The 25,553-nt window shown below is 48.4% G+C and carries 24 protein-coding genes and 1 tRNA gene; 15 read left to right on the plus strand and 10 right to left on the minus strand.

The genetic code is table 11. The features are described from left to right. The first annotated feature begins 169 nt into the window (after window positions 1-169). Together thiO and DXZ20_RS14020 are read left to right on the plus strand one after the other, a co-directional pair. Complete coding sequence (gene thiO, locus DXZ20_RS38220; RefSeq protein WP_163698774.1) at window positions 170-2,191, plus strand: glycine oxidase ThiO; 2,022 nt, start codon at window positions 170-172, stop codon at window positions 2,189-2,191. 98 nt (window positions 2,192-2,289) lie between these two features. Further along, window positions 2,290-3,675 (plus strand): pentapeptide repeat-containing protein, encoded by a 1,386-nt coding sequence (locus tag DXZ20_RS14020; RefSeq protein WP_163663598.1) that lies wholly within the window; start codon window positions 2,290-2,292, stop codon window positions 3,673-3,675. Window positions 3,676-3,750: 75 nt separating this feature from the next. On the opposite strand, the gene DXZ20_RS14025 is transcribed toward DXZ20_RS14020, so the two are convergent. The 4 genes from DXZ20_RS14025 to DXZ20_RS14040 form a co-directional block, all read right to left on the minus strand. Further along, window positions 3,751-5,433 (minus strand): hypothetical protein, encoded by a 1,683-nt coding sequence (locus DXZ20_RS14025; protein WP_163698776.1) that lies wholly within the window; start codon window positions 5,431-5,433, stop codon window positions 3,751-3,753. 50 nt (window positions 5,434-5,483) lie between these two features. Beyond that, window positions 5,484-5,960: a QcrA and Rieske domain-containing protein gene (locus tag DXZ20_RS14030; RefSeq protein WP_163698778.1), complete on the minus strand. Its 477-nt coding sequence runs from the start codon at window positions 5,958-5,960 to the stop codon at window positions 5,484-5,486. A gap of 70 nt (window positions 5,961-6,030) precedes the next feature. Then, window positions 6,031-7,713, minus strand: a complete 1,683-nt coding sequence (locus DXZ20_RS14035) for a cytochrome c biogenesis protein (protein ID WP_163698780.1) — start codon at window positions 7,711-7,713, stop codon at window positions 6,031-6,033. Between the two features lie 90 nt (window positions 7,714-7,803). Further along, window positions 7,804-9,603, minus strand: coding sequence for a cytochrome c biogenesis ResB family protein (locus DXZ20_RS14040; RefSeq protein ID WP_348918633.1), 1,800 nt, complete (start codon window positions 9,601-9,603; stop codon window positions 7,804-7,806). Window positions 9,604-10,325: 722 nt separating this feature from the next. On the opposite strand from DXZ20_RS14040, the gene DXZ20_RS14045 reads away from it, so the two are divergent. The 7 genes from DXZ20_RS14045 (at window position 10,326) to DXZ20_RS14075 (ending at window position 14,997) form a co-directional block, all read left to right on the plus strand. After that, a complete protein-coding gene (locus DXZ20_RS14045) occupies window positions 10,326-11,315 on the plus strand; it encodes a globin family protein (protein ID WP_163698784.1) in 990 nt (329 codons plus the stop codon). 21 nt (window positions 11,316-11,336) lie between these two features. Continuing rightward, entirely contained in the window at window positions 11,337-11,978 is a 642-nt protein-coding gene (locus DXZ20_RS14050; protein WP_163663612.1) for a cytochrome c3 family protein, read from the plus strand. A 56-nt stretch (window positions 11,979-12,034) separates the two neighbouring features. Then, a complete protein-coding gene (locus DXZ20_RS14055) occupies window positions 12,035-12,784 on the plus strand; it encodes a cytochrome c3 family protein (RefSeq protein ID WP_348917924.1) in 750 nt (249 codons plus the stop codon). A 73-nt stretch (window positions 12,785-12,857) separates the two neighbouring features. Beyond that, complete coding sequence (locus DXZ20_RS14060; protein ID WP_163663615.1) at window positions 12,858-13,523, plus strand: Tll0287-like domain-containing protein; 666 nt, start codon at window positions 12,858-12,860, stop codon at window positions 13,521-13,523. A gap of 149 nt (window positions 13,524-13,672) precedes the next feature. Beyond that, on the plus strand, window positions 13,673-14,266 hold the full coding sequence (locus DXZ20_RS14065; RefSeq protein WP_163663617.1) for a hypothetical protein: 594 nt from the start codon (window positions 13,673-13,675) through the stop codon (window positions 14,264-14,266). A 15-nt stretch (window positions 14,267-14,281) separates the two neighbouring features. Continuing rightward, window positions 14,282-14,764: a thioredoxin domain-containing protein gene (locus DXZ20_RS14070; RefSeq protein ID WP_163698785.1), complete on the plus strand. Its 483-nt coding sequence runs from the start codon at window positions 14,282-14,284 to the stop codon at window positions 14,762-14,764. Between the two features lie 14 nt (window positions 14,765-14,778). Then, complete coding sequence (locus DXZ20_RS14075) at window positions 14,779-14,997, plus strand: hypothetical protein (RefSeq protein WP_163663621.1); 219 nt, start codon at window positions 14,779-14,781, stop codon at window positions 14,995-14,997. On the opposite strand, the gene DXZ20_RS14080 is transcribed toward DXZ20_RS14075, so the two are convergent. The 3 genes from DXZ20_RS14080 to DXZ20_RS14090 all read right to left on the minus strand — a co-directional run bounded on the left by DXZ20_RS14080 (window position 14,975) and on the right by DXZ20_RS14090 (window position 17,927). Then, the gene (locus DXZ20_RS14080) at window positions 14,975-15,835 is read right to left on the minus strand and encodes a pentapeptide repeat-containing protein (protein ID WP_163698787.1); all 861 of its coding nucleotides are present in this window, start codon (window positions 15,833-15,835) and stop codon (window positions 14,975-14,977) included. The two genes, DXZ20_RS14075 and DXZ20_RS14080, sit on opposite strands and share 23 nt — an antisense overlap. Before the next feature lie 85 nt (window positions 15,836-15,920). After that, the gene (locus tag DXZ20_RS14085; protein WP_163698789.1) at window positions 15,921-16,847 is read right to left on the minus strand and encodes a pentapeptide repeat-containing protein; all 927 of its coding nucleotides are present in this window, start codon (window positions 16,845-16,847) and stop codon (window positions 15,921-15,923) included. A gap of 219 nt (window positions 16,848-17,066) precedes the next feature. Beyond that, window positions 17,067-17,927: a LysR family transcriptional regulator gene (locus tag DXZ20_RS14090; protein ID WP_006517655.1), complete on the minus strand. Its 861-nt coding sequence runs from the start codon at window positions 17,925-17,927 to the stop codon at window positions 17,067-17,069. 115 nt (window positions 17,928-18,042) lie between these two features. On the opposite strand from DXZ20_RS14090, the gene DXZ20_RS14095 reads away from it, so the two are divergent. The 6 genes from DXZ20_RS14095 (at window position 18,043) to DXZ20_RS14115 (ending at window position 21,817) form a co-directional block, all read left to right on the plus strand. Beyond that, on the plus strand, window positions 18,043-18,543 hold the full coding sequence (locus DXZ20_RS14095; RefSeq protein ID WP_163698791.1) for a redox protein: 501 nt from the start codon (window positions 18,043-18,045) through the stop codon (window positions 18,541-18,543). A 168-nt stretch (window positions 18,544-18,711) separates the two neighbouring features. Further along, window positions 18,712-19,578, plus strand: a complete 867-nt coding sequence (locus DXZ20_RS14100) for a hypothetical protein (protein ID WP_163698793.1) — start codon at window positions 18,712-18,714, stop codon at window positions 19,576-19,578. A gap of 132 nt (window positions 19,579-19,710) precedes the next feature. Beyond that, window positions 19,711-19,781, plus strand: a tRNA-Gly gene (locus tag DXZ20_RS14105). A 215-nt stretch (window positions 19,782-19,996) separates the two neighbouring features. Beyond that, the gene (locus DXZ20_RS37450; protein WP_348917925.1) at window positions 19,997-20,128 is read left to right on the plus strand and encodes a hypothetical protein; all 132 of its coding nucleotides are present in this window, start codon (window positions 19,997-19,999) and stop codon (window positions 20,126-20,128) included. Window positions 20,129-20,280: 152 nt separating this feature from the next. Continuing rightward, window positions 20,281-20,661 (plus strand): DUF4359 domain-containing protein, encoded by a 381-nt coding sequence (locus tag DXZ20_RS14110; RefSeq protein WP_163698795.1) that lies wholly within the window; start codon window positions 20,281-20,283, stop codon window positions 20,659-20,661. 4 nt (window positions 20,662-20,665) lie between these two features. Next, window positions 20,666-21,817 (plus strand): cysteine desulfurase family protein, encoded by a 1,152-nt coding sequence (locus DXZ20_RS14115; protein ID WP_163698797.1) that lies wholly within the window; start codon window positions 20,666-20,668, stop codon window positions 21,815-21,817. Between the two features lie 16 nt (window positions 21,818-21,833). On the opposite strand, the gene DXZ20_RS14120 is transcribed toward DXZ20_RS14115, so the two are convergent. The 3 genes from DXZ20_RS14120 to DXZ20_RS14130 all read right to left on the minus strand — a co-directional run bounded on the left by DXZ20_RS14120 (window position 21,834) and on the right by DXZ20_RS14130 (window position 25,106). After that, entirely contained in the window at window positions 21,834-22,400 is a 567-nt protein-coding gene (locus DXZ20_RS14120) for a TIGR04376 family protein (protein WP_163663635.1), read from the minus strand. A 48-nt stretch (window positions 22,401-22,448) separates the two neighbouring features. Continuing rightward, entirely contained in the window at window positions 22,449-23,483 is a 1,035-nt protein-coding gene (locus tag DXZ20_RS14125; protein WP_163698799.1) for a hypothetical protein, read from the minus strand. A 324-nt stretch (window positions 23,484-23,807) separates the two neighbouring features. Further along, a complete protein-coding gene (locus tag DXZ20_RS14130; RefSeq protein WP_163663638.1) occupies window positions 23,808-25,106 on the minus strand; it encodes a hypothetical protein in 1,299 nt (432 codons plus the stop codon). Window positions 25,107-25,553: the final 447 nt, after the last annotated feature.

Here is a 25,553-nt window from a genome sequence, read left to right on the forward strand (position 1 = left end):
TCATCTTCGAGACAGGACAATCTGTTAAGGTCTGTTCTGCGCCTAGATATTACAGACAATGTCTTCCTAAAATTGGCACCGTCGTTAAGACTTGCTGGGCGGCTATTGCTTGCAAGCATTGTTTATTCTTGCAAACATTGTTTATTGAAGAGGTGGTTGATAAAAACCTATGGGTCAGGCAGATGTGCTGGTGATTGGTGGCGGGATTGTTGGGCTTGCGATCGCAACCGAACTTCGCCAGCAAGGGGCTACCGTTACCGTACTCAGTCGTGATTTTAATGCGGCTGCGGGACACGCGGCTGCAGGCATGTTAGCTCCGAGTGCTGAAGGCTTAACAGGGGCTCTGTTGGATCTGAGCCAGCGAAGTCTTGCCCTCTATGCCAGCTGGAGTCGTAAGTTAGAGGAACTGACGGGTCAAGATACCGGCTTTTGGCCCTGTGGGATTCTCACCCCTGTGTTCTCTTTAGAGCATGCTTCACCAGGTTTACTCAGCCAGACCGCTATTCATAGCTATCAGCCCCACCTTAACCCCAATGTTCAGGGGGGTTACTGGTACCCCGAAGAGGGGCAGGTCGATACTCGCGCCCTGCTTCAGGCCCTGCGCATTGGAGCCCAAGAACTGGGAGTGGACATCCAAGAAGGGGTGAGTGCTGAGGCGTTTTTGCAACATAATCAGCAGGTCACTGAGGTACTGACATCCAATGGTCAGCAGCAGGCGGGGCATTACGTTTTGGCGGCTGGTGCTTGGTCCAGTGAGCTATTGCCCATTCCCATAATCCCCCGTAAGGGACAAATGGCCGCTCTAGGCACACCGCCCAATTTTCCCCATCGCCTCAATCGGGTTTTGTATGGGGAGCATATCTACATAGTGCCGCGCAAAGATGGACGGATTGTGCTGGGGGCAACCAATGAGGATGTTGGATTTACCCCCCATAATACGCCTGCTGGTGTGGCACAGTTGCTCAACGAGGCGGTACGGTTATATCCGTCATTGGCTGATTGTCCCTTACAAGACTGTTGGTGGGGATATCGCCCTACAACACCTGACGAAGCACCTATTTTGGGACCTAGTCAATGCCATAATCTGACCTTGGCAACGGGGCATCACCGGAATGGTGTGCTGCTGACGCCAATTACTGCCAAGCTGATTGTTGAATCGATTCAAGGTCAGCCTGATCCGCTGTTGGCAACGTTCCATTGGGAACGGTTTATGGGGGCAGCGAAGCAGGGTGTTGCCGATGCTGCGGGGATGGTGGGCGGCGGCCATCCTACCGATTCACAAAATTCTACTGCCGCCCCTGATTCCGAGTCGTTGGGTTGCACCCGTTCAACCCAACCTACGTTTTTTTCGATTCCTACAAAAATGCAAACTCTTTCTGCTCCTCCGATTACGACTGATGATGATGCTCTTGTTATTGCCGGACGGTCTTTCTCGTCACGGTTGATGACGGGTACGGGTAAATTTGACAATTTTGATACGATGCGGGCTAGTCTGGCCGCTAGCGGTAGCCAAATTGTGACGGTGGCTGTACGTCGGGTGCAGACCAATGCTCCTGGCCATGAAGGTCTGGCTCAAGCAATTGACTGGCAGAAGGTTTGGATGTTGCCCAATACGGCTGGATGTACCAGTGCCGATGAGGCGATTCGGGTGGCTCGTTTAGGCAGAGAGATGGCAAAGCTGTTGGGGCAGGAAGACAACAACTTTGTGAAATTAGAGGTGATTCCAGATTCAAAATATTTGTTGCCTGATCCCATTGGCACACTACAGGCGGCGGAACAACTTGTAAAAGAAGGGTTTGCTGTACTGCCCTATATCAATGCCGATCCGATTTTGGCCAAGCATCTTGAGGAAGCTGGGTGTGCAACAGTGATGCCGCTGGGCTCTCCCATTGGGTCAGGTCAGGGGGTGCGCAACGCGGCTAACATTGGCATTATTGTTGAGCAAGCTACCATACCGGTGGTGGTAGACGCAGGAATTGGTAGCCCCAGTGAAGCTGCCGAATCCATGGAGATGGGGGCGGATGCGTTGTTGATTAATACTGCGATCGCAAAAGCTCAAGACCCTGTGAAGATGGGTCGAGCCATGGGATTGGCGACTGAGGCAGGACGCTTCGCCTATTTAGCCGGTCGTATTCCAGTGAAAGCCTATGCCAGTGCTAGTTCTCCTCTCACAGGGACAATCACGGGCTAATTAATCTGGCTAATTAATCTATATTCATAGAAATTGGCATTCAATCGGTAGTATCAACTATATTCGATTATTCACCGAATATAGTTGAGGTATTTACCATGGGGCTTGTGCAGTTGATGCCACGCCTAGGGATTATTGTTCCTTTTGCTTTGCTTCTGGGTCTGAGTGCAACAAGTAGGGCACAGACCGAAGAACTCAGCTTAGACGAACTGTACAGGCTTTGCAGCAGTTTTCCTTTTAATTCCCGCTGTGAGGGGTTTGAAGCACCGATACCCCTGAATGATCGAGATGGCACCCAGGTGAACTGTGGTTTAGATTTATCTCAGGTTGATGCTTCTGGTGATTGTCGACTATTGATTGAAGACAATATCCTCGTCGTGTATGCAGAAGAGGGTGATCCCATTGAACCTCTGGATAACCAAAAAGGGAGTCGAGAGATTCGCATCCCCTTTGATCAGATTTTTTCCACAGCCTTACGTATTTGGGATAGAGAAATCGATGCCACTGCATTTTTCGTAGGTGGCCAACTCTATATTCAACGCAACGAGGCTGAATATGGTGGCTTTGAGCGCGACTATGTGCCAGGGGATAGCGATGAACGAGAAGGGCGTGGCAAAGAAGATTTTGCTGAAGTTGCCATTGGCTTTATTGAGTCTCCAGAGACCGATGGACACCGCAGCAATATTTTGCGTGTGACGTCGACCGAAGAGTTTGGTGCTTACTTGTTAGAGCAGCTAGGCCGTGGAGATATTGGCGCTATAACAACGACACTAACCACACCCAACATATCTGTTGAAGATGCACGGCAACAGCTAATGGAGACCAATGCCTGCATTCGTTGTGATCTTAGCGGGGTCGATTTGAGTGAATTAGATCTGGATAAGGCTAATTTGGAAGGGGCTGTGCTTGCTGGTGCGAATCTATCAGGCGCTGATTTTTCAGAAGCCTATCTGGTGGGTGCCGATTTGAGTGGAGCCAACCTGACGGAAACAGACTTTAGTCGGGCAAAGCTAGGCTTAGCAAATTTATCAGCCGCCACCATGGATGCTGTTGATTTACATGCCGCCAGTTTGCCCTTAGCGAATTTACAGGATGCCAAGATGCCGAATGCTGAGCTGGGTGGTGCCCATTTGGCAGGGGCTAACCTGATCAACGTGGACCTGAGTAACGCCGATCTAACAGAATTCACCTCCACAGGATTTATTCCCTTTTTAGGACTTCAGCGATTTCGCCTCTATGCCAATTTACGAGGTGCTGATCTCACTAACAGTACCCTTTCCATGGCTGACTTTGATGATGCCGTTTTAGCTGATGCCCAACTAGTGGGTGCAAACTTAACTGACGCAAATCTCAATGATGTTGCTCTGCGAGGTGCTGATCTGACGGGGGCTACTGTTGCTGAAGATATTCTCGCTGAGGCAAGACTGTGTGGTGCAACAATGCCCAGTGGAGACGTGTTTACTGAAGGATGTGAAGATGAGTAATGTCAGTTTTAAGTGCTTGATTGTGCATTTTGCATTACGGCGATCTTTTGTAAATGAAGACGATTACATGAGCGGTCACCCCTGAATTTGAAGTATACAATCTGCTGAAAGCAGCGTTTTACCTTGATCACTGACTACGGTACAGGCAGGTGTGAGTTGCTGTAAGGCAGAGGGTTGTTGCTGTAGCTGTTCTATGGCTGATGATAGCTCTGCGTCAAACTGTCGTAGCCACTGGCGTGGCATATTATCGGCATTAAACGAGTTCTCATCGATCAGCCAAAAATCAATACCGTAGTCAGTAATAACTGAGTGGAGTTTGGATAGGTCTGGGCTATATTGGGCAGCCATCAAGTCTAAAATACGAGATCGAATTTGGCTGTAATAGCCTTGGTGGTAGGCCAAACTATGCCCTGGACTGACAAGCACTGAACGACCTGTAAAGGCTGGAATATTCTCAGCTTCCTTCGCTAAAGAAGCGATCCGAATATCGCGGGGCTGTTGTTGTAAATACCCATAGAGTGCGGTGCGATTCGAGTTCACATACACCACATTGAGAAAACTGTTGAGTAAACCCGGATAACCTACGGTAATTACAGTAAAGCCAATTACCAAGCTGAGAGCGACTCCCTGCCGCCATAAATGAGACTGATGCAAACGTCGGAGAGCTGCGTCTAATAGCGTCACTAATACTATGGCGGCGGCTAGAGAGAAAATGATTTTAATGCTGTGGCGGCTGTAGCGGCTAGGTAAGTGCAGACGAAATAAGAGGGCGTGGGAGGCGAAAAACATGATGACTGAGGCAAGCCATAGCTGATGAAGGATGGCACCGTTGCGGGTGATTGTTTTTAGCAGGGGCAGCCGCAGTCGATAGAACAGGGGCAACAATAATGCAGCGCAAATGGTGACAGGAACAACGGGCGGTAGCAGACCGCTGCGGGCGGCAAATAACCAGTATCTCAGCGGGTTGTTATAGAAAAAGGCGTTACGACTACCGGGTTGAAACTCCGCCATGCCCCTGGCTTGTTCTAGGGTGACCACAGGGCCATAGGGTGAGGTGCCCATGGCGTAGGGTAACAATACAAGACTAGCCACTGCCAGACCTACAGCCAAAAACTTCCAAGCATCTGGTTTTCGTGGCGGCCAGATCACCTGTAGCCCTAACAGCGTCAATGAGACAAACACAGTCTGGGGGTAAAACAATCCCTGGAGACCGAGCACTATGGCACAGGGGATAAGTTGTCGCCGCACTACATACAGTAAAAAGGCCAAAATCAACAAAATGTTGAAGGCTTTAGGGGTGGCGGAGGCTAGTTCATCCCACATCCACAGGGATTGATTGAGAATAATCGTGCTGGTAAACGCGACTAGCGGCACAGGGATAATGGCCATGGCCAGGTAAAAGGCATAGGCTGTGCCGATGACACCCAAAACGGGAGGCAGTAGTTTACTCAATAAAAATGGATGCAGTCCTACTTTGGCACCCAGCCAATAGAGGGCCTTGTAACCACCGGGAGCGACTGATTGAAAATAGTCGGCGATAATATCGTCTGGGAATAGGCCAGGATCAACATAACGTAGCATCCAAAATAGGTGCTGCCGACCGTCGTCTGGAATGGTGTACGGCCCCGCAAACGCAACTCGCCAGAACAAAATGCCATAAATCGTGGCAATAATCAGGCTCGCTGCTAACCAGATACGCTGATTTTTGGGGGTGGAACGGAGGCCGTGTTGATTGATCCAGGCCGCAATAGTCTTCAAGGCATCACCAGAAAATCGATCAGGCCTATCTTACTAGTGTTGCGCCAAGCTTAGGTGGCTTTCACCAGGACCAAATCACCATCGATAATCGCCTCATAGGAGGCTAAGGGGTCGGTGGCAGGACCGGTGGCCACGCTGCCGTCAGTGTTGAACTTTGAGCCATGGCAGGGGCAGGCAAAAGCGTCATCTTTCCACTCGACGCTACAGCCCTGGTGAGTGCACATGGAGTTAAGGGCGATCAGACTATCGGCATTCGCTGGGTCACGAATAACAATTACGGGACCAGCAATAAAGCTTTTCTTGCCTAAATAGCCATTGGCATCTAAATCGGCCACTTTACCGAGGGCGGCAAACCCATCTTCTCTAGGCGTTTCATCAATGGCTGCCGGTGCCTTTGTGGTGGCATCAGGTGCATCGGCGGTTTCTGTAGAGGTAGTTTCTGTGGGATTGCAGGCTGCGATCGCAATCGGCAAAGATGTAGCCAACAGCCCCAACCCAAACAGGTTGCCAAACTCACGACGTTTCATATAAAGTCCTCTCTCTTTTGGTTTTTAAAGCCTGACCCTGCACCTATGGATACCTTTGCAATACCGTTGGTTAGGTACGGGTCTCGGCTGTCTGCATGCCACTCAGCCAACCTTGATGACGAATGGCAGTAATTAGCACAAACAGTAAATCTAAACCGACGACTCCAGCAATCATCAGCTCGGAACCGCCGGTACCAAAACCATAGCTGTGTAGCCCAGTCCCCAAAACAAAGTTGACGCCATACCAAGCCATCAGCACGGCATTAAAGGCCACCACGCTGGCCACGCTAATGCCAAAATTGCCAATCCAACCGACTAAACGACCGTGAAGGGGTATCAGGTAGCAAAGCAATGCAATCAGCGCCCAGGTTTCCTTAGGGTCCCAGCCCCAGAAACGCCCCCAGGAGAAGTGGGCCCAAATGCCGCCAAGGATAATGCCAGCGGTCAGCAGTAGCACCCCCACTTGCAACACCCGATAGTTGAGCTGAGACAACAATTTAATGCGTGACTTGGCATTGGGGGTAAACAGATAGCTGCCCAGGGCTACGTGCCCTAACCCTAAGGCCAGGGCAAAGCTGGCATAGCTGAGGGCGATAGTGGGCACATGAATACTCAGCCAGAAGTTATCCCGCAGTACCGGTACCAATGGTGAAATGCTGGGGTCCAGCACAGCGGGTAGGCTATCGGCCAAAATTAAACACACCACAGACAGGGGAGCGGCAGCCAGCAAATAGTATTTAGAGCGATGCAAAAGCTCGAACATGAGAGCGATGGCTGCAATCCCAAAGCCCACCCATACCACTGATTCATACATATTGGTCACAGGAGGACGACCAGCAATTTGCATCCGAAGCCAAAAGCCGAAGTTTTGCACAGCGACACCGGCCACAAAGGTACCAATGGCCGTCCAGTACAGATTAAAAGGCTGTACCCACAGAGCCACAAGCATTAAGACAAAAGCGATGCCGTAGAGCTGCCAGGCCTTGGCAAAGGGATGGAAGTGGTTGAAAAATACCTCCCGTCGCATCACACCATCTGGGGGATAAACGTCAGGGCTAAGGGCGGCCAGTCCAGCTTTGAGAGACTGGGCCATGGGAGCAAGCATGGGCAGATGATCGGTGCCCGACAAAATTGTCTGCTTGATAATGGCGAAGTTGGCTAGCAGCGGAGCCACAGATTCTGCATCGTAAAGAGTTTGAGCCTCGTTGATGCCCACCCATTTGCCTTTGATATCATTAGGGTGAGGGACGATTGCGATCGCATCATCGTTCACCATGCTCAGCATTAGTTGCAACCGGTCCTCGATGGTCAGGGCTTCCCGTTCGTCGCGAGTCAAATCCTCTTCATCAATCTGCTTACGATGGGCCGCTCTAACCACATCTCCCAACGGTTGGTTGCGCATCAGCGTCTCAAAAGAGAAATGCTTCTGCTCCACATCCAGCCCCGCTAGCTCCTTTAAGGGACGATAGCTGACCAACACAAACGGCTCTTCGTTCCAGTTGCGATTGTTAAGCCAAAGAGACATAAAAGTTTCCATGGCACTTTCCTGAACGCCATCGTGTTTATAGGTCGTTGCCCCATGAATCTTAGCAACGGTCTCCTGCGCAACGGTATCCAGTGGCTTTTTGCGTCCACCCTGCTGCACAGTCATGGTTTGTAGGCTATCCAGGGCGGACGGCTGAAACTGACTAATGGGCAGAACAATCAGCAATAGCCCAAGGCATAAACCAATCGCAAATTTAAGAAGTTTCATGGGATGTGACTTATGAATGCGGATACTCGAATCACAGGGACTTAAGTCCCTATTTTGATACAGATAGGATGATGCAGATAACTATTTCCTCTATGTAGCGGTTTTGCCTGCACCATTAGAGAAAACGTTAAAAATGGGAATCTGTTTGGTACCAACATCTTGGTTATCTTCAGCAGCCCCTAAGATGTCACCCACAAATTTCAGCTTTTTAGCCACAGCTCGACCGTAGAACATGATGGCTACGCCCAGGGTCACCATGAGTGAACCCAGCCAAGTCAGGCCTGTCACCCACCAGGGTTCACGCTTAACCTGCAACGTAGACTGGGCTAAATCACCCGGATTCCACGATGCCTGAGCAACTTTCCACCCCTTAAACCACGTAGGATGATTCATCCACACTCGACGTTCTGTCAATTCACCGGTTTGTGGCTCCATCAGGGTAACCAGACTTGTCCACATGGCCACAGACTCGCTCCCCTCATTGCGCTCCACGATAAAGTCATTGAGTTTAAGGGCAAAGGGTAGCTGCATCAGCTTGGGGCTGAAGGCTACGTACAAGTCGCCTGCCTGGGTTGTAATCGTGGTTGGCTCACCCCATGGCACCCAAGCTGTCTGGCCATTTGCAGTTGCAACCTGCAAAGCGGGTTCCCCACCTTCGGAACCTTCTGGTAAAGGCACAATATCTCGCTCAATTCGTGCCTGTGGCACATAATCTTCAAGGGTGATTTCAAAATCTGCCCAGCCGGGTGTCACTGCTTCGCCTAAACCAAGAGGACCAGATTTAAAGCCTTTAGATGACTTGGCCGCATAATGCAGTTCACCTTTTTTATCTACAACGACTTTAAAGAAGGCATCCGGTTGCGCATTAGCTGAAATTTCGTAGTTGATATCCACAGCCAAAGGGGTGTCTCCGGACAACTGTGCACGAATGGGTTCGAACGCTGGGTTGCCAAAGATAAACCAACGCTCAGTTGCATCACCCATCGATAGCTCCAATTGCACAGCTGGATTTCGCAGCTGCTGCGTTACAGTTTCTGGCTTGCCATCACCATCAAGGCGAAAATCAGGCCAAAAATCTTTGATGGCGAGTTCAACATCCCTCAGCATGATGGTTTGATTCACACTAGATTTCACATCTACTGTTTGAGTCATGTCTGGGAGATTAAGAGTCAATGTGCCCCAGACAGCATTACTGCCTGGAGAAGGCATGGTTAACGCTTGCTGCAGCTCCTGACCAGAGTGCACCTGGATGATTTGTAATTCAGCAGGCCCGATATCCATGCGATCATAGGACGCCGGAGCAACTGCTAGCCAACGCTCCAGGGTTTGACCCATGCGATCGCTACTGAGAGACAGTCTTACAGCTGGATTGTCAATGGTTGCGCCATCTGTAAAGTGAGCCGTCTTAATGGCGTGATTGGTATAGCCCAGTAGAGATAAATCTCCTAGGTGACTGGGAACAACACTGCCATTGTCCTTAATGAATAAGGATGCCTGCTGTGTCTCTTGACCAAGGGCGGCAACTTCCAACAGGTCACCCTCCACCCGCAAGGTACTAACAGGACCACCGTCTGTACGTGCCAACAGCATGCCTTCAACACTTAAATGAATAACCGCCGCTGACCCAGCGATAATCACCACCAAACCCCAGTGAGCAATGGCAAAGCCAACTTTACGAGCCCCCTTCCAGGGATAACGGAGTAATGTGGAAAGACTTAGATTCATGGCTAGGAGAAATATTAGACCCCCAAACCATGGACTCTTATAAATCTCTTGCTGAACAACAGCTGACCCTACCTCTGACTCATAAAATGTTGCACCGATAAGAACAGAGCCAATAATCACCAACAAGGGAACAGCTAGTCTAATCGAACCTATAAATTGAACCACGGCAGAGGTCATAAGCGAGGAATTACCAGATTACTCACATTGCTGGGTTGTCGATAAAACAACAACATTTGACAATCTTCACCGTGATTTGATGTCTTGTTTGTATACATAGGCACAGAAAATCTCTGTTTCTTATCATCGCGACCGATATTATTCAAAAAACGAATCGATCTATGTCGATAAACGCAAATGAACACTTATTTTCGTAATTATTTAGAACTCAAAAAACATATGTGAGTGGAGATGAATAGAAGTGTGAAAGCTTCTTAAATAAAGAGTTTTGGCAGTTTTAGTTTAAATGAAAAAATGTTGTCTTCCAAAATTATTTTCCAAAAGCAAGATGGATTCAATTTTTGCAAATATCAGATGCGTTAAAGGGATTTAGCTGTCATTTTGGTATCTGAAGCCACAAAAAAATAGTTGTGATCGCAATACGGTGATAGTCAAATACGCAGATACCGATCCATAGACATAAAGCTTTGTTACTGCCGAAGCTGGTCTCAGGCATTTGGTTTTATGACGCTGTATTTGTCTTTGATTGCCTTGGGTGCTCTGAAAAGGCATCTGTGGAATCGAGCCCCACAATCATCACTTAGCTTGTTTCAGTGCATTTAGTTGATTTGTTGGAATGCTTTGTGCTTTCCGAGCATCTGTGCATGGCATTTTTTGGTTCCTTGAAACAATGCTTGTGACGAAAACTTGTTGAAGTGAGACTAACAGGAATGTCCTTAAACGTTGAGTTGTTAGAGCAGAGTTTCGAACTTGTGAAGCCCAAAGCCGATGAGTTTGTAGGTAGCTTCTATAACAACCTTTTTACAGACTATCCAGCAGCTCAGCCATTGTTTGAGCATTCAGATATGGCTAAGCAGCAACAGATGCTTAAAGGTGCTCTGGTGATGGTTATTGAAAATCTCAGGAAGCCGGAGGTTCTGAGTAATGCGCTTAAGGGCTTGGGTGCTCGTCATGTCAAGTATGGTGCTTTGCCAGAGCACTATCCGCTGGTGGGCAACAGTTTGTTGAAAACCCTTGAACAATATGCCGGTGACGCGTGGACATCGGATCTCAAAGAAGCTTGGGCCGGTGCGTATGGAGCGATTACTGAGCTAATGCTTGAAGGAGCTGATTATACACAGGAAGAAGTGGCATTAGAAAGTGCGCCTGCCGAAGAGGGTGGTCTCAATGTAGAGCTGCTCGAACAAAGCTTTGCGTTGGTTGCTCCTAAGGCCGATGACTTAGTATCGACATTTTACGAGCATCTGTTTACCGATTATCCAGATGCTCGCCCCTTATTTGAGCACACGGATATGGCCAAGCAGAAGCAAATGCTTAAGGGTGGTCTGGTGATGGTGGTTGAAAACCTACGTAAGCCAGATGTTTTGAGCAAAGCCTTAAAGGGCTTAGGGGCACGTCATGTTAAGTATGGTGCTCTGCCTGCTCACTATCCTTTGGTGGGGAATAGTTTGCTGAAGACTCTGGAGCAATATGCAGGTGATGCCTGGACATCTGATGTCAAGGATGCTTGGGTTGGTGCATACGGTGCCATCACTGAGCTGATGCTTGAAGGAGCTGACTACGATCAGCAGGATATTCAGTTGGAATCTGTAGCAGCTGTGCCAACTGAGGTGCCAGAAGGTATTGGTGCGGGAACAACGGCGGGCATTATCGGCGGCGGTGCGGCGGCCCTCGTCATTCTACTGATGGTGTTGCTTTAATGGTGGTTGCTTAGGGATTTGATGGCACGCTCTTTTAAGCAAAGACTAGGTAACGTATTCTCCCTCAAGACAGGCATCATTCTGGCTTTGGTTATTTTGCTTGTGTGGGTTTCAGCAGCGTTTGCTCTAGATAAGAAAGAGGTTTTTCTACCTGGTGAAACCTCTGAAGGGCATCATGTCTTTGAGGCGTCCTGTGCTTCTTGTCATGAAGGGTTTAAACCCGTTAGTAATGAGACCTGCACCCGTTGTCATGGGGCCGAGCTAGCTGATGATTTGCATGGGGTGAAAAAATTTCGAGACCCCCGCTGGGCAGAGTATCGAGAGAGAGTTGACGTACTGACCTGTACGGCTTGCCACAATGAGCATGTGCACATGTTTGGTCGGGGAGTGAATCTGCAACCTGATTTGTGTATGGCTTGCCATGAGGAGCTGACCCTGACACAGCTCAAGAGCCATGAAGGATTTGCTCCGGACGGTTGCTGGACTGCAGGTTGTCACAACTATCATGATCACAGCACGGTATCAACGGGTTTTTTGCGACAGAACATGGGAGCGCCAGAGATGTTGCCTGTTCAGGAGGTCCCTGATCGGGTGGTGACTACATCCCTAGAAGCAGCCCCTGAGCCTAACCTCAGCAAAGAGTTTTTGGGAGGTGGCTCATGATGTGTCAGATATCTAGGCTGCTGCGTTCTCTCGTGCTTTTTGGATTGATACTGCTAGTGAGTTTTGCTCCTAGTCAGATAGCTGGAGCGACGACAGAGCAGGAGCTAAGTGATATTAATAGTCTGTGGCAAAGCAGCGCCCATGCTCTTAACGATGTGAATTGCGCCAGCTGTCATCAGCATAGTGAGACTAAAGAGTTTCTGGCAGCTCCTAATCACGAGACCTGTCAATCTTGCCACGAGCAAGCGGTGGATACATTCTTACTAAGTAAGCATGGTGTCCGTCTGCTAGAAGGTGATTCGCCTTTAACCCCGGCGATGGCCAGACTACCTATGAAGCATGATGCAATGGACAAGCAGATGACCTGTAATGCTTGTCATGATGTGCATTCTGCTAACACGGTGGAAGCGTCAGTTGATGCATGCTTAACCTGTCATAACGACAATCATTCCCTGAATTATCAAAATTCCAGGCATGCTGAGTTGTTTTCAGCGAGTCAGCAGCTTCCTCGCCCTGGACCGGGTGCTGTGAGTTGTTCTACTTGTCATTTACCCCGTGTGCCCCATGGCCAAGATGATAGTACTACTGTCAAGGTGAATCACAACAATACATACAACCTCAAACCACAGGATCGCATGGTGGGGGATGTGTGCATGAATTGTCACGGCCTTGAGTATAGCTATAACAGTATTTTCGACCCTGAACTGGTCGAAGCCAATTTTGACCGACCTCCAACCCTTGAAATGGAGACCTTTGACATGATGAAGGCTGCTGAGGCGAGGAGATCGGGCAATGCCTCTGAATAGCGCATGGTTGTTGTTCAGAATCCTCTGTCGTGAACAAGATTGAAATATCCGGATGTACCAGGAGATGACTAATATGTTGATAAATTGGTTTCAGAGCATTCGCGCTAGGACAATTGGGTTACTGGGCTTAGCCGCTGCAGTTTGCTTTACTGCTGTTGCTTGTAGTGGTGGTGCTTCTTCCACCGTAGCAACTGCGACAGGTCCTAGTATTGCCCCTGATCTTGTTGCTGATTACATTCACACTGTGCTAGCAGCGGATCGTACTGCTTACACCAAGCACGTAGTAAACCGTGTAAAAACCCTTGAGGGTAAGTCTAAGGACAAGGGTGTACTTGACGTTGAATCTACTGAAGGCTGGCAGCAAACTGATGGTATCCCTCTGCCTGCACAGATGTTCCGCCTGGGTTCTGAGATTGCCAATGAATCTGGTTACTTTACCTATAACTTGATTTCTACTTGGTATATCAACGACAACCATGGACCTAAGAGTGACTTTGAAAAAATTGCTCTAGAGGAAATGGAAGCCAGTGGTGAGGCCTATAAAGATTATCAAGAAGTGGGTGGTCAAGCATATTTCTCGGCAATGTACCCCGATAAAGCCGTTGCTGAAGCTTGTGTGACTTGCCACAACACCCACCCCATTCACCTTGAACGCTATCCCGACAAGCAGTTTGAGATGGGTGAAGTGATGGGTGGTGTTGTTATTAACATTCCTGTTGAAAGCATGCCTGCTTCTTAGTTTGCCCTTTGGCATAACGGTTGTTTGACACAGCTTTAGCGGGCGTCTTTAAGAGGCTCTTCTAACATTAGGGGTAGTTGTGTTGGTTGCACGAATAGTTCTATCCCTAATGTCGTTTATTTACTGTTGCTGTTTGTTGCCTTGGGGTAATGAAGCCTAAATTTTCCACGCTAATTTTATTGACACTGGCGAGTGCTTTGTTATTGTTGCCCTTTGCGATCAGTCCGATTTATTTGGATGCGCTACGGGATCGTTCGGTGGAGCTTCATCAGTTTATCCGTGGAGAAATCTACAAGCAGGTGACAGGCTATGTTGCTCTAGCATTTGTTGTCTTTGAAATGTTGCTATCGCTACGTAAGCGAGGTCGGAGCTGGCTCGGTAAGATTAAACTGCCTGGTTCTGTGATGTTGTGGCGGAGTGTGCACATTTTCCTGGGCGTGGGTCTATTAGCGATTGTAGTTGTCCATACCATCGGGGCTACTGGCCTTAATTTCAATTATTTATTTTTGTGGGTGTTTTTTGCAGTTACCCTCTCTGCTCTTGTAGGAGTAGTGGCAGAAACAGGAATACTTGAGTCACCACGTAAATTCTTTGGTGTACCAGGGAATAAAGATTTAGTGATGACGAAGGGGCCATTGATCCGCAATATGCGGGCTGTTTGGCTGCCTACCCATATTTTTCTAGTCAGTGTTTTTATATTGATGCTGGGGGTGCATGTGTTCCTGGCTTACTACTATCGCTAAGGGAACAGTGAGTTGATGGTTTTTACGACGAAGGACGGTGCAACTGGCTCGTCAATCAAATTAGTGGGTGCCATGATTGCGATTTTGGTAGCGATTTTGGTGACCCTATTGATTACGCGTCCGGCGGCAACGACGACCAGTTTCACGCCCCTTTCAGGATTGATGACCTTAAAAACGATGGCAGCTGAGGCGACGCCCTATGAAGTTGCGATCGCATCTCCAAACCCTACATTCATCGAGTTTTACGCTAACTGGTGCACGACCTGTCAGGGCATGTCCCCTGCGATTGCTGATCTACATCAGCAGTATGGCGATACCATTAGCTTTGTTATGCTAGACATTGATGATCCTCAATGGGCGAATCAAGTTTCAGACTATGGTGCATCTGGTGTCCCTCAGTTCACGCTGCTCAATGCCCAACATGATGAGGTCAAAACATGGGTTGGCAAAGTGCCAAAACCCATCCTCGCGAATGTTTTTGACCAGTTGCTTGGATAGGGAATGATATAGCTATGACATTATTAGATCGATTTCTCAAACTATTAGAATTTCTAGAAGCAGCCCAAGAGGTATTCGAGTTTTTGACTACCCCCACTGGCCTGTCGGGCGTTCTGGCCATTTGCCTTTACTTTCCAATGCAGGCGCTAGGGTGTGACGCATCGGCAGCAGCTACCCTCGCTTGTACAGCTGCTCTAACCTTTTTCTGCCTTATTGAAAAGCCCGATTTTTGAAGAGTTGGGCACTATGGCAACGCGCATCAGGTGGCCATTCTGTAGGAACTTTACTATGACTGGTAATTCCTATGGCATCGGTCTGTAGGATGTTGGTCAAGTTTGCACCCTTGAGATTGGCTCCAGTTAAATCAGCTCCTGATAAATTGGCGTTTGTTAAGTCAGCTCCCCGTAAATCAGCATGCTGTAGGTTGGCCCGTTGTAGACAGATTCCCTGGCAATTAGTAGCTGTTAAGTCAGCTTTTCTAAAGCATGCCCCTGTGAAATCTGCGTCACTTAAATCGCTACCTTCTAGGTTTGCAGATGTCAGATTGGCCTCTGTGGCCAAAACTTGTGAAAGATTGCTCCAGCTAAGGTTGGCTGTCACCAATTGGGTCCCCATCAGTCGAGCTGTTGCCCAATTGGTTTGATGTAAACAAGCGCCACTAAAATCAGCTTTTGTGGCCAAAGTTCCCCAGAGCTGAGCGTTTGAAAAGTTAGAATCTTGAGCAGATACCTCACACAAGGTTGCACCAGTCAGCTTAGCTAGGACAAAATCCGCCCGGTCTAGCTTTGCTGCCGTTAGGTTGGCACAGCTCCAATCAGCGTGACAAACATCAGCGTCAGTTAAGTCAGCCCATAATCCCTGTAGCCAGATGCCGACCGTGTTTTGCAAGTTGGCAGCTACCAATATGCCCCCGCTGATATCAGCCCAAATAAAACTAGCTTTAGATAAATCACTGCGGCTAAAATCTAAGCCACTTAGATTAGCCTGATAGAAATTAGCTTGGTACAAACGAATACCAACAAAGCTGCGTTCAGTTTGGTGATATTGCTGCCAGAAAGCGAGGATATCCATAACCTTGAAGAGGTGAAACAACTCAACTCTCCCCACTGCGTAAGCACCTATGTTGTAGCACTCTACATTAGGTGGCGTAGCATTTTTAACCAGGCAAATTTAGTGCCCCGCTCTGATTGAGCCAGACAATCTGAGCCTCAGTCAATCCCTGTACATCAGTAAAAATAGCGCCTGCGACTTGAGCATCGGTAAAATCAACAGCTGTCAAGTTGGCATTTTCAAGATTTGCTTGCTGCAAGTTCACCCCTGCCAAGTTAGCGCCTGCAAGATTTGCCCCCTCTAGCTGAGCACCCATCATAGAGGCATCAGTCCAGTCAGTTTCAATTAAACTGGCTCCATTCAGTGTTGCCCAGTCAGCTTGGGCTGCCATCAATACAGCACCGTCTAGCTGTGTTTGCTCCAGAATGGCGTTGAGCAAGTTCGCTTTAGTTAAATTAGCGCCATTCAAGTTAGCTGCGCGCAACCGAGCTGCCTCCAGGTCAGCTTGTTGAAAATTAGCGCCTCGCACTGTTGCACGATGCCAGTTGCTGCGAGTCAGATTAGCGCCTTCAAAGACCGCTTCGCTAAAGTCAGAATCAATTAGCTGCGCCTTGACTAGATTTGCCCAACTGAAGCGGGTGCGATGACCAATGGCATTGGATAAATCGGCCTGGGTCAACGTGGCAAATGATAGGTCAGCTTCAGTGAGATGCGCGCCATGAAACTTGGCTTTAGGTGCCTGTAGTTCACGGAAAATCCCCCGCTCTAAACGAGCACGGGTCAATTCAGCCGCATCCAATCGGGCTTTAGCAAAGCGAGCGTCTGAAAGTACCGCCAGAACTAGGGTGGCTTTTGAAAAGTCAGTACCTTCACAGGACGCACCGGTCAAATTTGCTTGCCGTAGATACGCATGGGCAAAATTCCCTCGGTCCAGTGCGGCTCCTCCCAGATCTATCTTGCTCAGCTCAGCTCGACGTAACGATTGCTGATGGCTAATCTTGGAGAGCACTTCGTTAACGGTAAGCTGAGCCATAATGCCAAAAATCCTTACTGCGGTATCAGAAGCAACAATTTAATCTTAATAACCGTATAATACACAACAGTTTTATCTGATTCCCTGTGAATTAAGAATTGTTAGGCCTAATTTGTCTAGATTTGATGACATTGTCAGGCTATGGCTGTTCTAGCTTCGATTTAATCTCACTGACGTTGTTAAGGTCATGCTCATGGCGTGGCCTCCTCAGAGTGTTCCTTAGCTGTTCTTCATAACTTCTAAAAACCTGGTGACAGCCGGTGAGGGTGGCACGTTAGCCAAGATAGCGACGCCAATCACCCGTTCTAGGGGGACAGGCAGGGGACAACTGTCGACCGTATCAGGAATGGGCATGGCGGCTAAACGCGGTAAGATAGCGGCTCCCAGGCCTTGGGCCACCATACTCACAATGGTGGAATCTTCTTTAACGTTATAGGCCACTTTCAATGGCTGTTGCCAGCGTGACCAATGTTCTCTGACTGCGGTGGTGCATTCGGCATAGTTAAGCAAAATAAAAGAGCGGGTGGACAGTTCATCCCAAGTAATGGGCTTGGCTGTAGGATGTTGGGCTTTGGGAAGGAGTACTACATACTCATCCCGAGTAATTTCCCAGGTTGTAAAGTCTTCGGAGCGGGGTAAAGGCAGCAACCCCAAGTCTGCGCCGCCAGACCGTAGTGCTTGTTCTACACCGGCTGGGTCAAATTCATCCAGACTCACTTCTACCCGTGGGTAGTGCCGTTGAAACTCGGCAATTTTAGGTGGCAGAATGTGGGTGGAGGCGCTCCGAAAAGAGGCGATACGTAGACGGCTATTGTAGAGAGCCTTTTCGAGATTGACTTCGTATTCGATCGATTCACGCAATTCTAAAATCTGTTTTGCATGGCTGACTACACGTGCGCCAATGGTGGTGAGCTTGGCCCCCATGCGCCCGCGCACAAGCAAGGGGACATTGAGTTCATTTTCGAGGGATGCGATCGCACGACTAACCGCCGACTGAGACATATCCAACTGCATGGCCGCATCCGAAAAACTGCCACATTTGCCAATGGTCACGAGCACTTGAAGTTGGGAAATGTTCATCAATAGAATCTATTCGGTTAGCGCATAGATACTTTCCGCTGGGCGATTTGATCCTTCAAATGGAGGCCGTTAGCTTAAATGCATCATCACGCTTAAGCAGCAAAGTTTAATTTCTATGTTTGAACTATATCCGTTCGAAAAGTTTCGAGATACTCCTAGCGTTCAATTTTTTGACATTACAGTCCCCAAGTCGAATGCCCGTGATTTAGTGTTTCACGATGGCCCTGCCATTAGCCCCCACAGCACTAAAACCGGTGATTGGCAATTTTATTTACACCCGCGCCAAGAAGATAATCTGTTGGCACTGTCTGGGGGACGGACGTTCTATCTGGTTAACTTTAGCTGGGACTATCCGTTCCATCGGGTACGCCTTGAGCAAAATGCCTATATTTTGCGGATTCCACCGGGCACATTCCATCGGTCCGAGTCGGACCCCAAGGGTTCCCTTGTGATTAATCAAGCAGTACGTCAGGCCGCTGCCACTGTGCACAGTGAGTTTCGAGTCTATAACAGTGCTGAAATTCCGAAACTGCGAGCTTTACTTGCCTCTGGGTTGCCGCCCATGGACCATGGGTTTCCCTCAAAGGAAATGGTTGCGCCGCCGTTGGCTGCGTAGCACTCCCATGCAAAATTCAAATTCCTACAGCGTCTATCGACCATCGGTAGACGCTTTTATGATAGACATTCAGGCAATTTCCACTTAGGAAAGTGTGCCAGTGATAGGGGAATGCGATCGCACATCCTCTAATTTAAGAGGCATAACCTACTTGCGTGGGGAGCATCTATGGCTGAAACCAATTTCACACAGTTAACCCAGTTGCCCTGGCCAGCATTCATCAGTGCATCGTTGATATTACATGTTGGCGCTTTAGTCGCGAGCCTACCGGTCATTTTACAGGTGGATGCGCCCCCTGATAATTCTGTAACCATTCCGGTGACCCTGGTGGGTGAAGGGGATATGCCAGTTGCTGCCGTTGACAGTCCACCACCAGACATTCCTCCAGCTGAAGCCCCCTTACAACAGCCCAATGCCCTTGGTGGCCAAGACCCAGCGGTTGAGCCAACTAACCAGAATCAGGGATTAGCACAGCAGGCTCCGCCACAAAACGGTCTAGCTCAAAAGCCTGAACCAGAGGCTGTAAATACCGATCCTTCTGAGAACCCCACCACCAAGCCAAACAACGGCACTGAAAGCTCTGACGGAACTACTACAGAGAATCCACCAGCTTCAGATCACCAGACCCACGACACCGAAAAGCCCCAAAACCCTGAGTCCGCAATAGGTGATGGCGCAATTGCCATCAGCATTGTCGGCACCTCGACTGTGCCGCCTGGCACCCCAGGTGATTGGCCAGATGTTTTGCCTACGTTGCAGAGTGCCTCTGCATTGAGCGTGACTGATCACACGTGTAATAATGCCTTACCGGCTGGCGAGGTCACGTTGGGATTGGTGATCGCAGCCGATGGCTCTGTTATCCAGGTTTTTGCCCCGCCTGATGAGGACACGATGTCAGCACAAATTGCCAGCTGCTTACTCACCCATGCCCTCAGCGTGAATCCTGCTGCGATCCGATTTGCGCCTGCATACACTGGCCAGCAAGCCATCATTACCGATCGAATGCAGCTCACATTACGATTCTCCCCAGGATAAAAACCTTGATTTTCAACCAGCTTTCTTATGGCAAACTGTGTTAACCTAGCAAAGCTGGTTGAGCGAATACTCAAAGTAAAGCTGGTCAAGCACATGCTTGCTGTCACGCTGGTCAAGCACATGCTTGAACTTGCGGGTGTAGTTTAGTGGTAAAACCTTAGCCTTCCAAGCTAATGATGGGGGTTCGATTCCCCCCACCCGCTTTGAAAATCTAAATATTCAGTTATCAGGTGTCTGTTAGTTTCGAGCTAACGCTGTCTAAGAGATGAATGTTAAACACTGAATCAGTACAGCGTTGATATTCCATAACACTTCAAGCAACTCTCCAGAAAAATTGTTGTTTGGATGCATGTTGTTGACACAGCGTTGAAAATTAAAAGTAAACAACAGGTTTCTGATCGTAGCTGGAACTGGTGGTGTGCCCACAAAAATAATTGACGAACTCTACAATGCAGGCGACTCGATTGAAGACATTGCCCACGAATATAGCTGCACTACAGTCCAAATTTATACGGCTATTTGGTTTGAGTCTCAATCACAGGTTGCATGAGTAAGTCATGGGCCATCTTCTTCACCGACCGTGCATGAAGCTATTGAAACTTTGGGATGATGTGTAGTGTAAATAATCTAACCCATGTTCATTGACCTGCTTATGTTAGAACGGTAGGACGACCATAATTACCAGGACTCTACTAAAGATCAATGAAAGTCAAAGCGTTTCTAGGAATAGTAGGGTTAGGCGCATTGGCAGCCGTGCTGATCGCGACTAACCCAGGTCAAGAGCAGTACAATACATTTGCAGCGGAAACCCTACAAACTGAAGCCCGCGCGGCATTTTGCCAGGCAGACGAACTTGATGACTGGTTAGGGGATTTGGGTAAAGCCCTTGGTAATATTTGTGAGACGGCCATTGAAAATGGAACCCTCATCGGAGAAGAGGATCTTACGGAATTTATAGAAGACAACACTCAGCGCCAAAACTTTTGGGTCTTTAGCCTATACACGACAGAAATTCCAGCGGTGCGGGTGAGAATACTAGGAATTTTCACCCGATTTATTCCTATTCAACAAACCGTGGGATAATCCTATGCCAGGCTCTCCGATTTATCTTGATTGCCATGCTACAACACCCGCTGATCAACGGGTTGTTGAGGTAATGCTGCCATTTTTTACAGAATATTTTGGTAATCCTAGCAGCATCCATCACTATGGTTGGCCGGTTGAAGCTGCTATTAAAAAAAGTCGTGAAACTATCTCACATAGCATCAATGCACAACCAGAAGAGATTGTTTTCACCAGTGGTGCTACTGAGGCTAACAACTTAGCCATCAAAGGTGTTGCGGAAGCTTATTTTAGCCATGGCAAACATATCATCACGGTGCAAACAGAACATAGCGCAGTCTTAGACCCTTGCCGCTATTTAGAATCCCTGGGTTTTGAAGTGACCTATTTGCCCGTAGAGCCTGATGGTTTATTGTCTCTACCCTTATTAGAAAAGGCAATTCGTCCAGAGACTATTTTGGTCTCGGTCATGGCGGCTAATAATGAAATTGGAGTGCTGCAACCGCTGAAAGAGATTGGGGCTCTATGCCAAGAGCGAGAGATTTTGTTCCATACAGATGCGGCCCAGGCGATTGGTAAAGTACCTTTGGATGTTCAGGCGATGAATATCCATCTGATGTCGATGACGGCCCATAAAGTCTATGGGCCAAAAGGGATTGGGGCTCTCTATGTGCGACGACGTCATCCTCGGGTAAATCTGGCGGCTCAACTCCACGGCGGTGGTCATGAGCGTGGAATGCGTTCGGGTACACTCTATCCACCACAGATTGTGGGGTTTGCCAAAGCGCTTGAGCTGGCTACGGCAGAGATGGCTGTAGAACGTGAGCGGTTAAGGGGGTTGCGATCGCAACTCCTAACCCACCTCAACCCATTGCCAGACAGTTATCTCAACGGCCATCCCACCCAGCGACTCCCAGGCAATCTCAACATGAGCTTTGGCGGTGTAGACGGCCAAAGCCTATTGCTGGGGCTCCAGTCAGTTGTCGCTCTTTCCTCAGGTTCGGCCTGTAGCTCAGCGAACACGGCCCCATCCCATGTGCTTAAGGCTCTGGGGCGCAGCGATCCGCTAGCCTACGCATCCCTACGTTTTGGCTTAGGCCGCTTTACCACTGAACAAGAGATTCAGCAGGTGGGTCAAGCGGTTGTCGAAACGGTGCAGGCACTACGATCTCTGTAGAAAGCTTAATCCCTGCCTACTTACCCATTTGGCGTTTTAATTCTTCCAGTTCCGCCTCAGTTTCCCAACGCTGAAAGCTCTCTTCTAACGGATCCAGCGGCTTGGATTGGAATGGACTGCGATGCCAACCGGTAGTACTAGAATCCCTGGGAGGTGTCTGAGCAGCAGCTTGGGCCGTGGCAATTTTGGCTTTTAATTCCTGGCGCTTAGCATGGATTTGCTGTTGCAGGGTTTGAGTTTCTGCCAGCCGTGACTTGATGCTCTTCATCTGGCCCCACAAATGATTCCCCTGGCGCAGCAAGGTTGCCTCCCGTTCTTTGGCAGGCTTTACCAAATCAAGGCGCTGGGCAGACTCTGCCTTAGCAATACGTTCATGCCAACGCTTAATATCCTTTGCGGTATCTAGAACAGCTGTTTCCAACTCGGCTTCACGACGTTTGAGGGTGGCTAATGTAGCGATCGCATCTTCTTCTTGACCCCGTAGTTGTTCCTCAAGAGCCATCATCTCTAAATGAGGGTGGGCTTTGAGGAACTCATCTAAGCGGGTCTCCAAAAAGCGGCTGAAATCATCAAATATGCTCATATATTTGCTATGCCGACACCATGCAATCAACCATCAAGCCCAGTGTACTTAAAATTGTTGACCAATGTAGATGGAGCGCACCTCACCATTACGTCTGACAACGACCTCTTCATTACTAATTGATACAATGCTCCAACCACTGCTGCCAATGGTTTCACCAATATAGACTCGCTGTGATGTGCCATTGACTTCAAACAAAGCTGCCGAGCGCTCTCCCAATTCCAGCACACCGACGAGCTCGTAAGTATTGGCAGTAGAAATGTTCGGAATAGTCGCTGTTGTGTTGGGCGACTCGGTGCTTGCACCGTTGGGAGCAGGTAAAGACGGTGATGTCACAACATTGGAAGGTGAACCTTGATTGTTCCCTGAACCAGGCTGTAACAGGGGAACAAAGACACGTTCAATCACATTGTTGGAAGGTTTTCCTGCTGCCGCCTGATTGCCAGATGGGTTGCCAGGTACTGTAGCAATGGCACCAGGGGACTGGGTTTCAGTTTGAGCACTGCGCTCACCCCGGATCACCCCTAGCGACCGCTTGAGGTATTCACCAAAAGCAGTTTCCTGGGATATGGCAGGTAAGACAGCCTCTTCTGATGCCGTTGGGAGGGCAGCTGGGGCGGTTGAGGAATCTGCTGTTTGCACATTAGGTTGCTGTCGCATCCACCAGATACCAGCGGCAGTTAAACCTGATAAACACAATGCACCCAGCATAAAATTGCCCAGGCGTTTCTTGCTGAATCGCTTGCTAGACCATATTTTTGGTTTGTCAGACTTAGCTGAGCTAGTTTTAGTGTCTGTGGTAGAAGCCTTAGCACTCTGCTCTACTGCTTGGGTAGCAGTAATGGGCACAATCATCGCCGGGACTGTAACCGATTGATCGCTCAGCAAGGACTGTGTTCCCTGAGAGGCTTGAATACCAGGATCTGCATAAATAGCGGATTCTTCACCCGCCAAAATGCGGTCGACATCCTCAAAGATTTCATCCATCAAATCTTCAGCATAAGCATCGACCAAAGTGTCAGCTTCTTGGGACGTGCCTGCAGGGGCAGCTGCTGCGGCATTGGACTGTCTAGATTGGCTCATAAATTGACATGTACGATTTGACAGTGGGGGGCTACGGACGGACCAACAATAGCCAATTGTTCTTAGGCAAGATGCCTAGAAAGTTAGCAGAGTATACAGCAAACTGAAAAGGAAAATTTCGATTTTATAGAAAATATTCTGACGCATTATATAAAAAATATGCACAAAACCCTTGCACTGGAAGACTTGCAGCGGCTCTTGGTTGCTTGAGACGAATAATGCACATTAACGTATTCAGCGCCAATTGTTTATATTTGTGCAACAAAATAACTGCATGTACTGCGCATGATACCCAGCGAATGCAGTTATTTTTCAACGTAATACCTACGCAAATGTATGGGATATATCCAGATGGCCAAATGTTAAGCTCAGCGCTAAATTCAAGGTCTCCAGAATTTTCACTAGCCAGCCGACAGAATCCTGCTTGGCTAACTCGTAGTGATTAAACAATGTGGACAACCGACGCTCTAGGTAAGGCTTAACCTTACGGCACAACAGCAAAATTCTGAGTAATAGGCCTGTTGTCAGGGTTGCACCCAGATTATTGATCAGATCAATGAAAACAAAGTGAGAGTGGGAACCAGCAGGGTCAACGACTAAAAAGTTGAACAAGTTAGAGCATGTCCGCACTAGCAAAAAGTCATTAAGCCGTTGATTATCATTTTCAGGATAGATATCTTTTAGATTCTGGTACAGGGCATTATTGAAGTGCTGACGCCCATAGGCAGGGTCGACACCTGATACCAAATATTCGTAAAAATCATCCTTAAACGACTTGAAGGATGCTGTCTCGCAACATTGGCTACGAAACTTTAGGGCTAAGTCATTATAGGTACGCCCATGGGCATCCCTGCCAGAGAACTGCTGTAGGGAGTCAACTAGCTCGCGATCGCTAAGTAATGTGGGATTATTCGATGGTCGTAACCATTGGCCTTGTTTTTCTAAGAGCCCCTCTCGCTTCAGTCGTGAGCGGCGTACACGGTAGTTTACGTACTGAGACAGATCCAACTCTACTTTCTTTTGAGCCTGGTGCTGCATCCGTCGTACGTGGGTTTGCTGCTCCTTGGGGCTTTCTTCACTTAGCAAACAATGCTCATATAAATATGGGTAGCGACCAATTAGAGTGCCTAGGGGTTGACGAGCGCGCAAGCTAGGGTCACTGTCTCGTTCCATGACCTGGACCAAGCGCTTGAGCATGAGGTATTGCTCAGTTTTTCTAAACTGAGACACAATTTCTCTCAAACGACGCACGGAGCGTGCCCTCGACACCTCACGGACGGCATGGCTGGGAGCATATTCAAAGAGACTGACGAGTTCCGCAATGGCTGGCTGATGATCTCGGTTTTTCTGCCATCGATTGATCAGAATATGACAGCAACGATTCAGAATATGGTGGAAATACATATCCGCATGGGAGTCCAGCAGAATCTTATCGAGACTGGTGACTACCTGGTAATCACCATATCCAGTACCGTCGATAAATAACGTGTTGAAGCGATTAATTAGTACATCAGGTCGCTCGGAATCTACACAGCCAAGCCAATGATCGTAAAGCACCTGTTCCTGTGGACTAACTAATCGCGCACCATAATCAGATTGCGAGTAGCCTGATTGGACATTCACCAGTGAAACCTCAGCAAATACACCTTATGTAAAGACAAACTTCTACAGGGAAAACTTGCGGCGATCGAAACTACAGACAAACTTATTTTTAAGTCTAACTGCTCCTGATGACCTAAGACAGCATAAAAACTTACAAAAGACCTTGAGAGATGCTGAAGAGGGGGCAATCTAGCAGCATAACTAGACTTAAAGCTGAAATGGTCGAAGGTTTAACTTAAATCACAAGCGTTTCAACGGAGGCACATTGGTAGGTTTGATCTACGGGTCTACAGCGGCGCAAACTGAGACTAACATCCCCCTAAGTTTAGATTCGTGTTCTTCCCCACAATAGACTAACGTCTTACTAGTTTAACCCACAGGGATTTTCAGATAGGATGCGACTGCACCGTCTCTGCTGAAGCTTCTGTAAATTCACAGAACTTTCTTCATCAAGCCTATATGTGGTTA

The organism is Adonisia turfae CCMR0081, from assembly GCF_011009555.1.
GTDB classification, from domain to species: domain Bacteria; phylum Cyanobacteriota; class Cyanobacteriia; order Phormidesmidales; family Phormidesmidaceae; genus Leptothoe; species Leptothoe turfae.

Coding starts and splice junctions, on each gene's coding strand:
- thiO (WP_163698774.1), top strand. CDS start 170: ATGGGTCAGGCAGATGTGCTGGTGATTGGTGGCGGGATTGTTGGGCTT.
- DXZ20_RS14020 (WP_163663598.1), top strand. CDS start 2,290: ATGGGGCTTGTGCAGTTGATGCCACGCCTAGGGATTATTGTTCCTTTT.
- DXZ20_RS14030 (WP_163698778.1), bottom strand. CDS start 5,960: ATGAAACGTCGTGAGTTTGGCAACCTGTTTGGGTTGGGGCTGTTGGCT.
- DXZ20_RS14035 (WP_163698780.1), bottom strand. CDS start 7,713: ATGAAACTTCTTAAATTTGCGATTGGTTTATGCCTTGGGCTATTGCTG.
- DXZ20_RS14045 (WP_163698784.1), top strand. CDS start 10,326: ATGTCCTTAAACGTTGAGTTGTTAGAGCAGAGTTTCGAACTTGTGAAG.
- DXZ20_RS14050 (WP_163663612.1), top strand. CDS start 11,337: ATGGCACGCTCTTTTAAGCAAAGACTAGGTAACGTATTCTCCCTCAAG.
- DXZ20_RS14060 (WP_163663615.1), top strand. CDS start 12,858: ATGTTGATAAATTGGTTTCAGAGCATTCGCGCTAGGACAATTGGGTTA.
- DXZ20_RS14065 (WP_163663617.1), top strand. CDS start 13,673: ATGAAGCCTAAATTTTCCACGCTAATTTTATTGACACTGGCGAGTGCT.
- DXZ20_RS14070 (WP_163698785.1), top strand. CDS start 14,282: ATGGTTTTTACGACGAAGGACGGTGCAACTGGCTCGTCAATCAAATTA.
- DXZ20_RS14075 (WP_163663621.1), top strand. CDS start 14,779: ATGACATTATTAGATCGATTTCTCAAACTATTAGAATTTCTAGAAGCA.
- DXZ20_RS14080 (WP_163698787.1), bottom strand. CDS start 15,835: ATGGATATCCTCGCTTTCTGGCAGCAATATCACCAAACTGAACGCAGC.
- DXZ20_RS14085 (WP_163698789.1), bottom strand. CDS start 16,847: ATGGCTCAGCTTACCGTTAACGAAGTGCTCTCCAAGATTAGCCATCAG.
- DXZ20_RS14090 (WP_006517655.1), bottom strand. CDS start 17,927: ATGAACATTTCCCAACTTCAAGTGCTCGTGACCATTGGCAAATGTGGC.
- DXZ20_RS14095 (WP_163698791.1), top strand. CDS start 18,043: ATGTTTGAACTATATCCGTTCGAAAAGTTTCGAGATACTCCTAGCGTT.
- DXZ20_RS14100 (WP_163698793.1), top strand. CDS start 18,712: ATGGCTGAAACCAATTTCACACAGTTAACCCAGTTGCCCTGGCCAGCA.
- DXZ20_RS14110 (WP_163698795.1), top strand. CDS start 20,281: ATGAAAGTCAAAGCGTTTCTAGGAATAGTAGGGTTAGGCGCATTGGCA.
- DXZ20_RS14115 (WP_163698797.1), top strand. CDS start 20,666: ATGCCAGGCTCTCCGATTTATCTTGATTGCCATGCTACAACACCCGCT.
- DXZ20_RS14120 (WP_163663635.1), bottom strand. CDS start 22,400: ATGAGCATATTTGATGATTTCAGCCGCTTTTTGGAGACCCGCTTAGAT.
- DXZ20_RS14125 (WP_163698799.1), bottom strand. CDS start 23,483: ATGAGCCAATCTAGACAGTCCAATGCCGCAGCAGCTGCCCCTGCAGGC.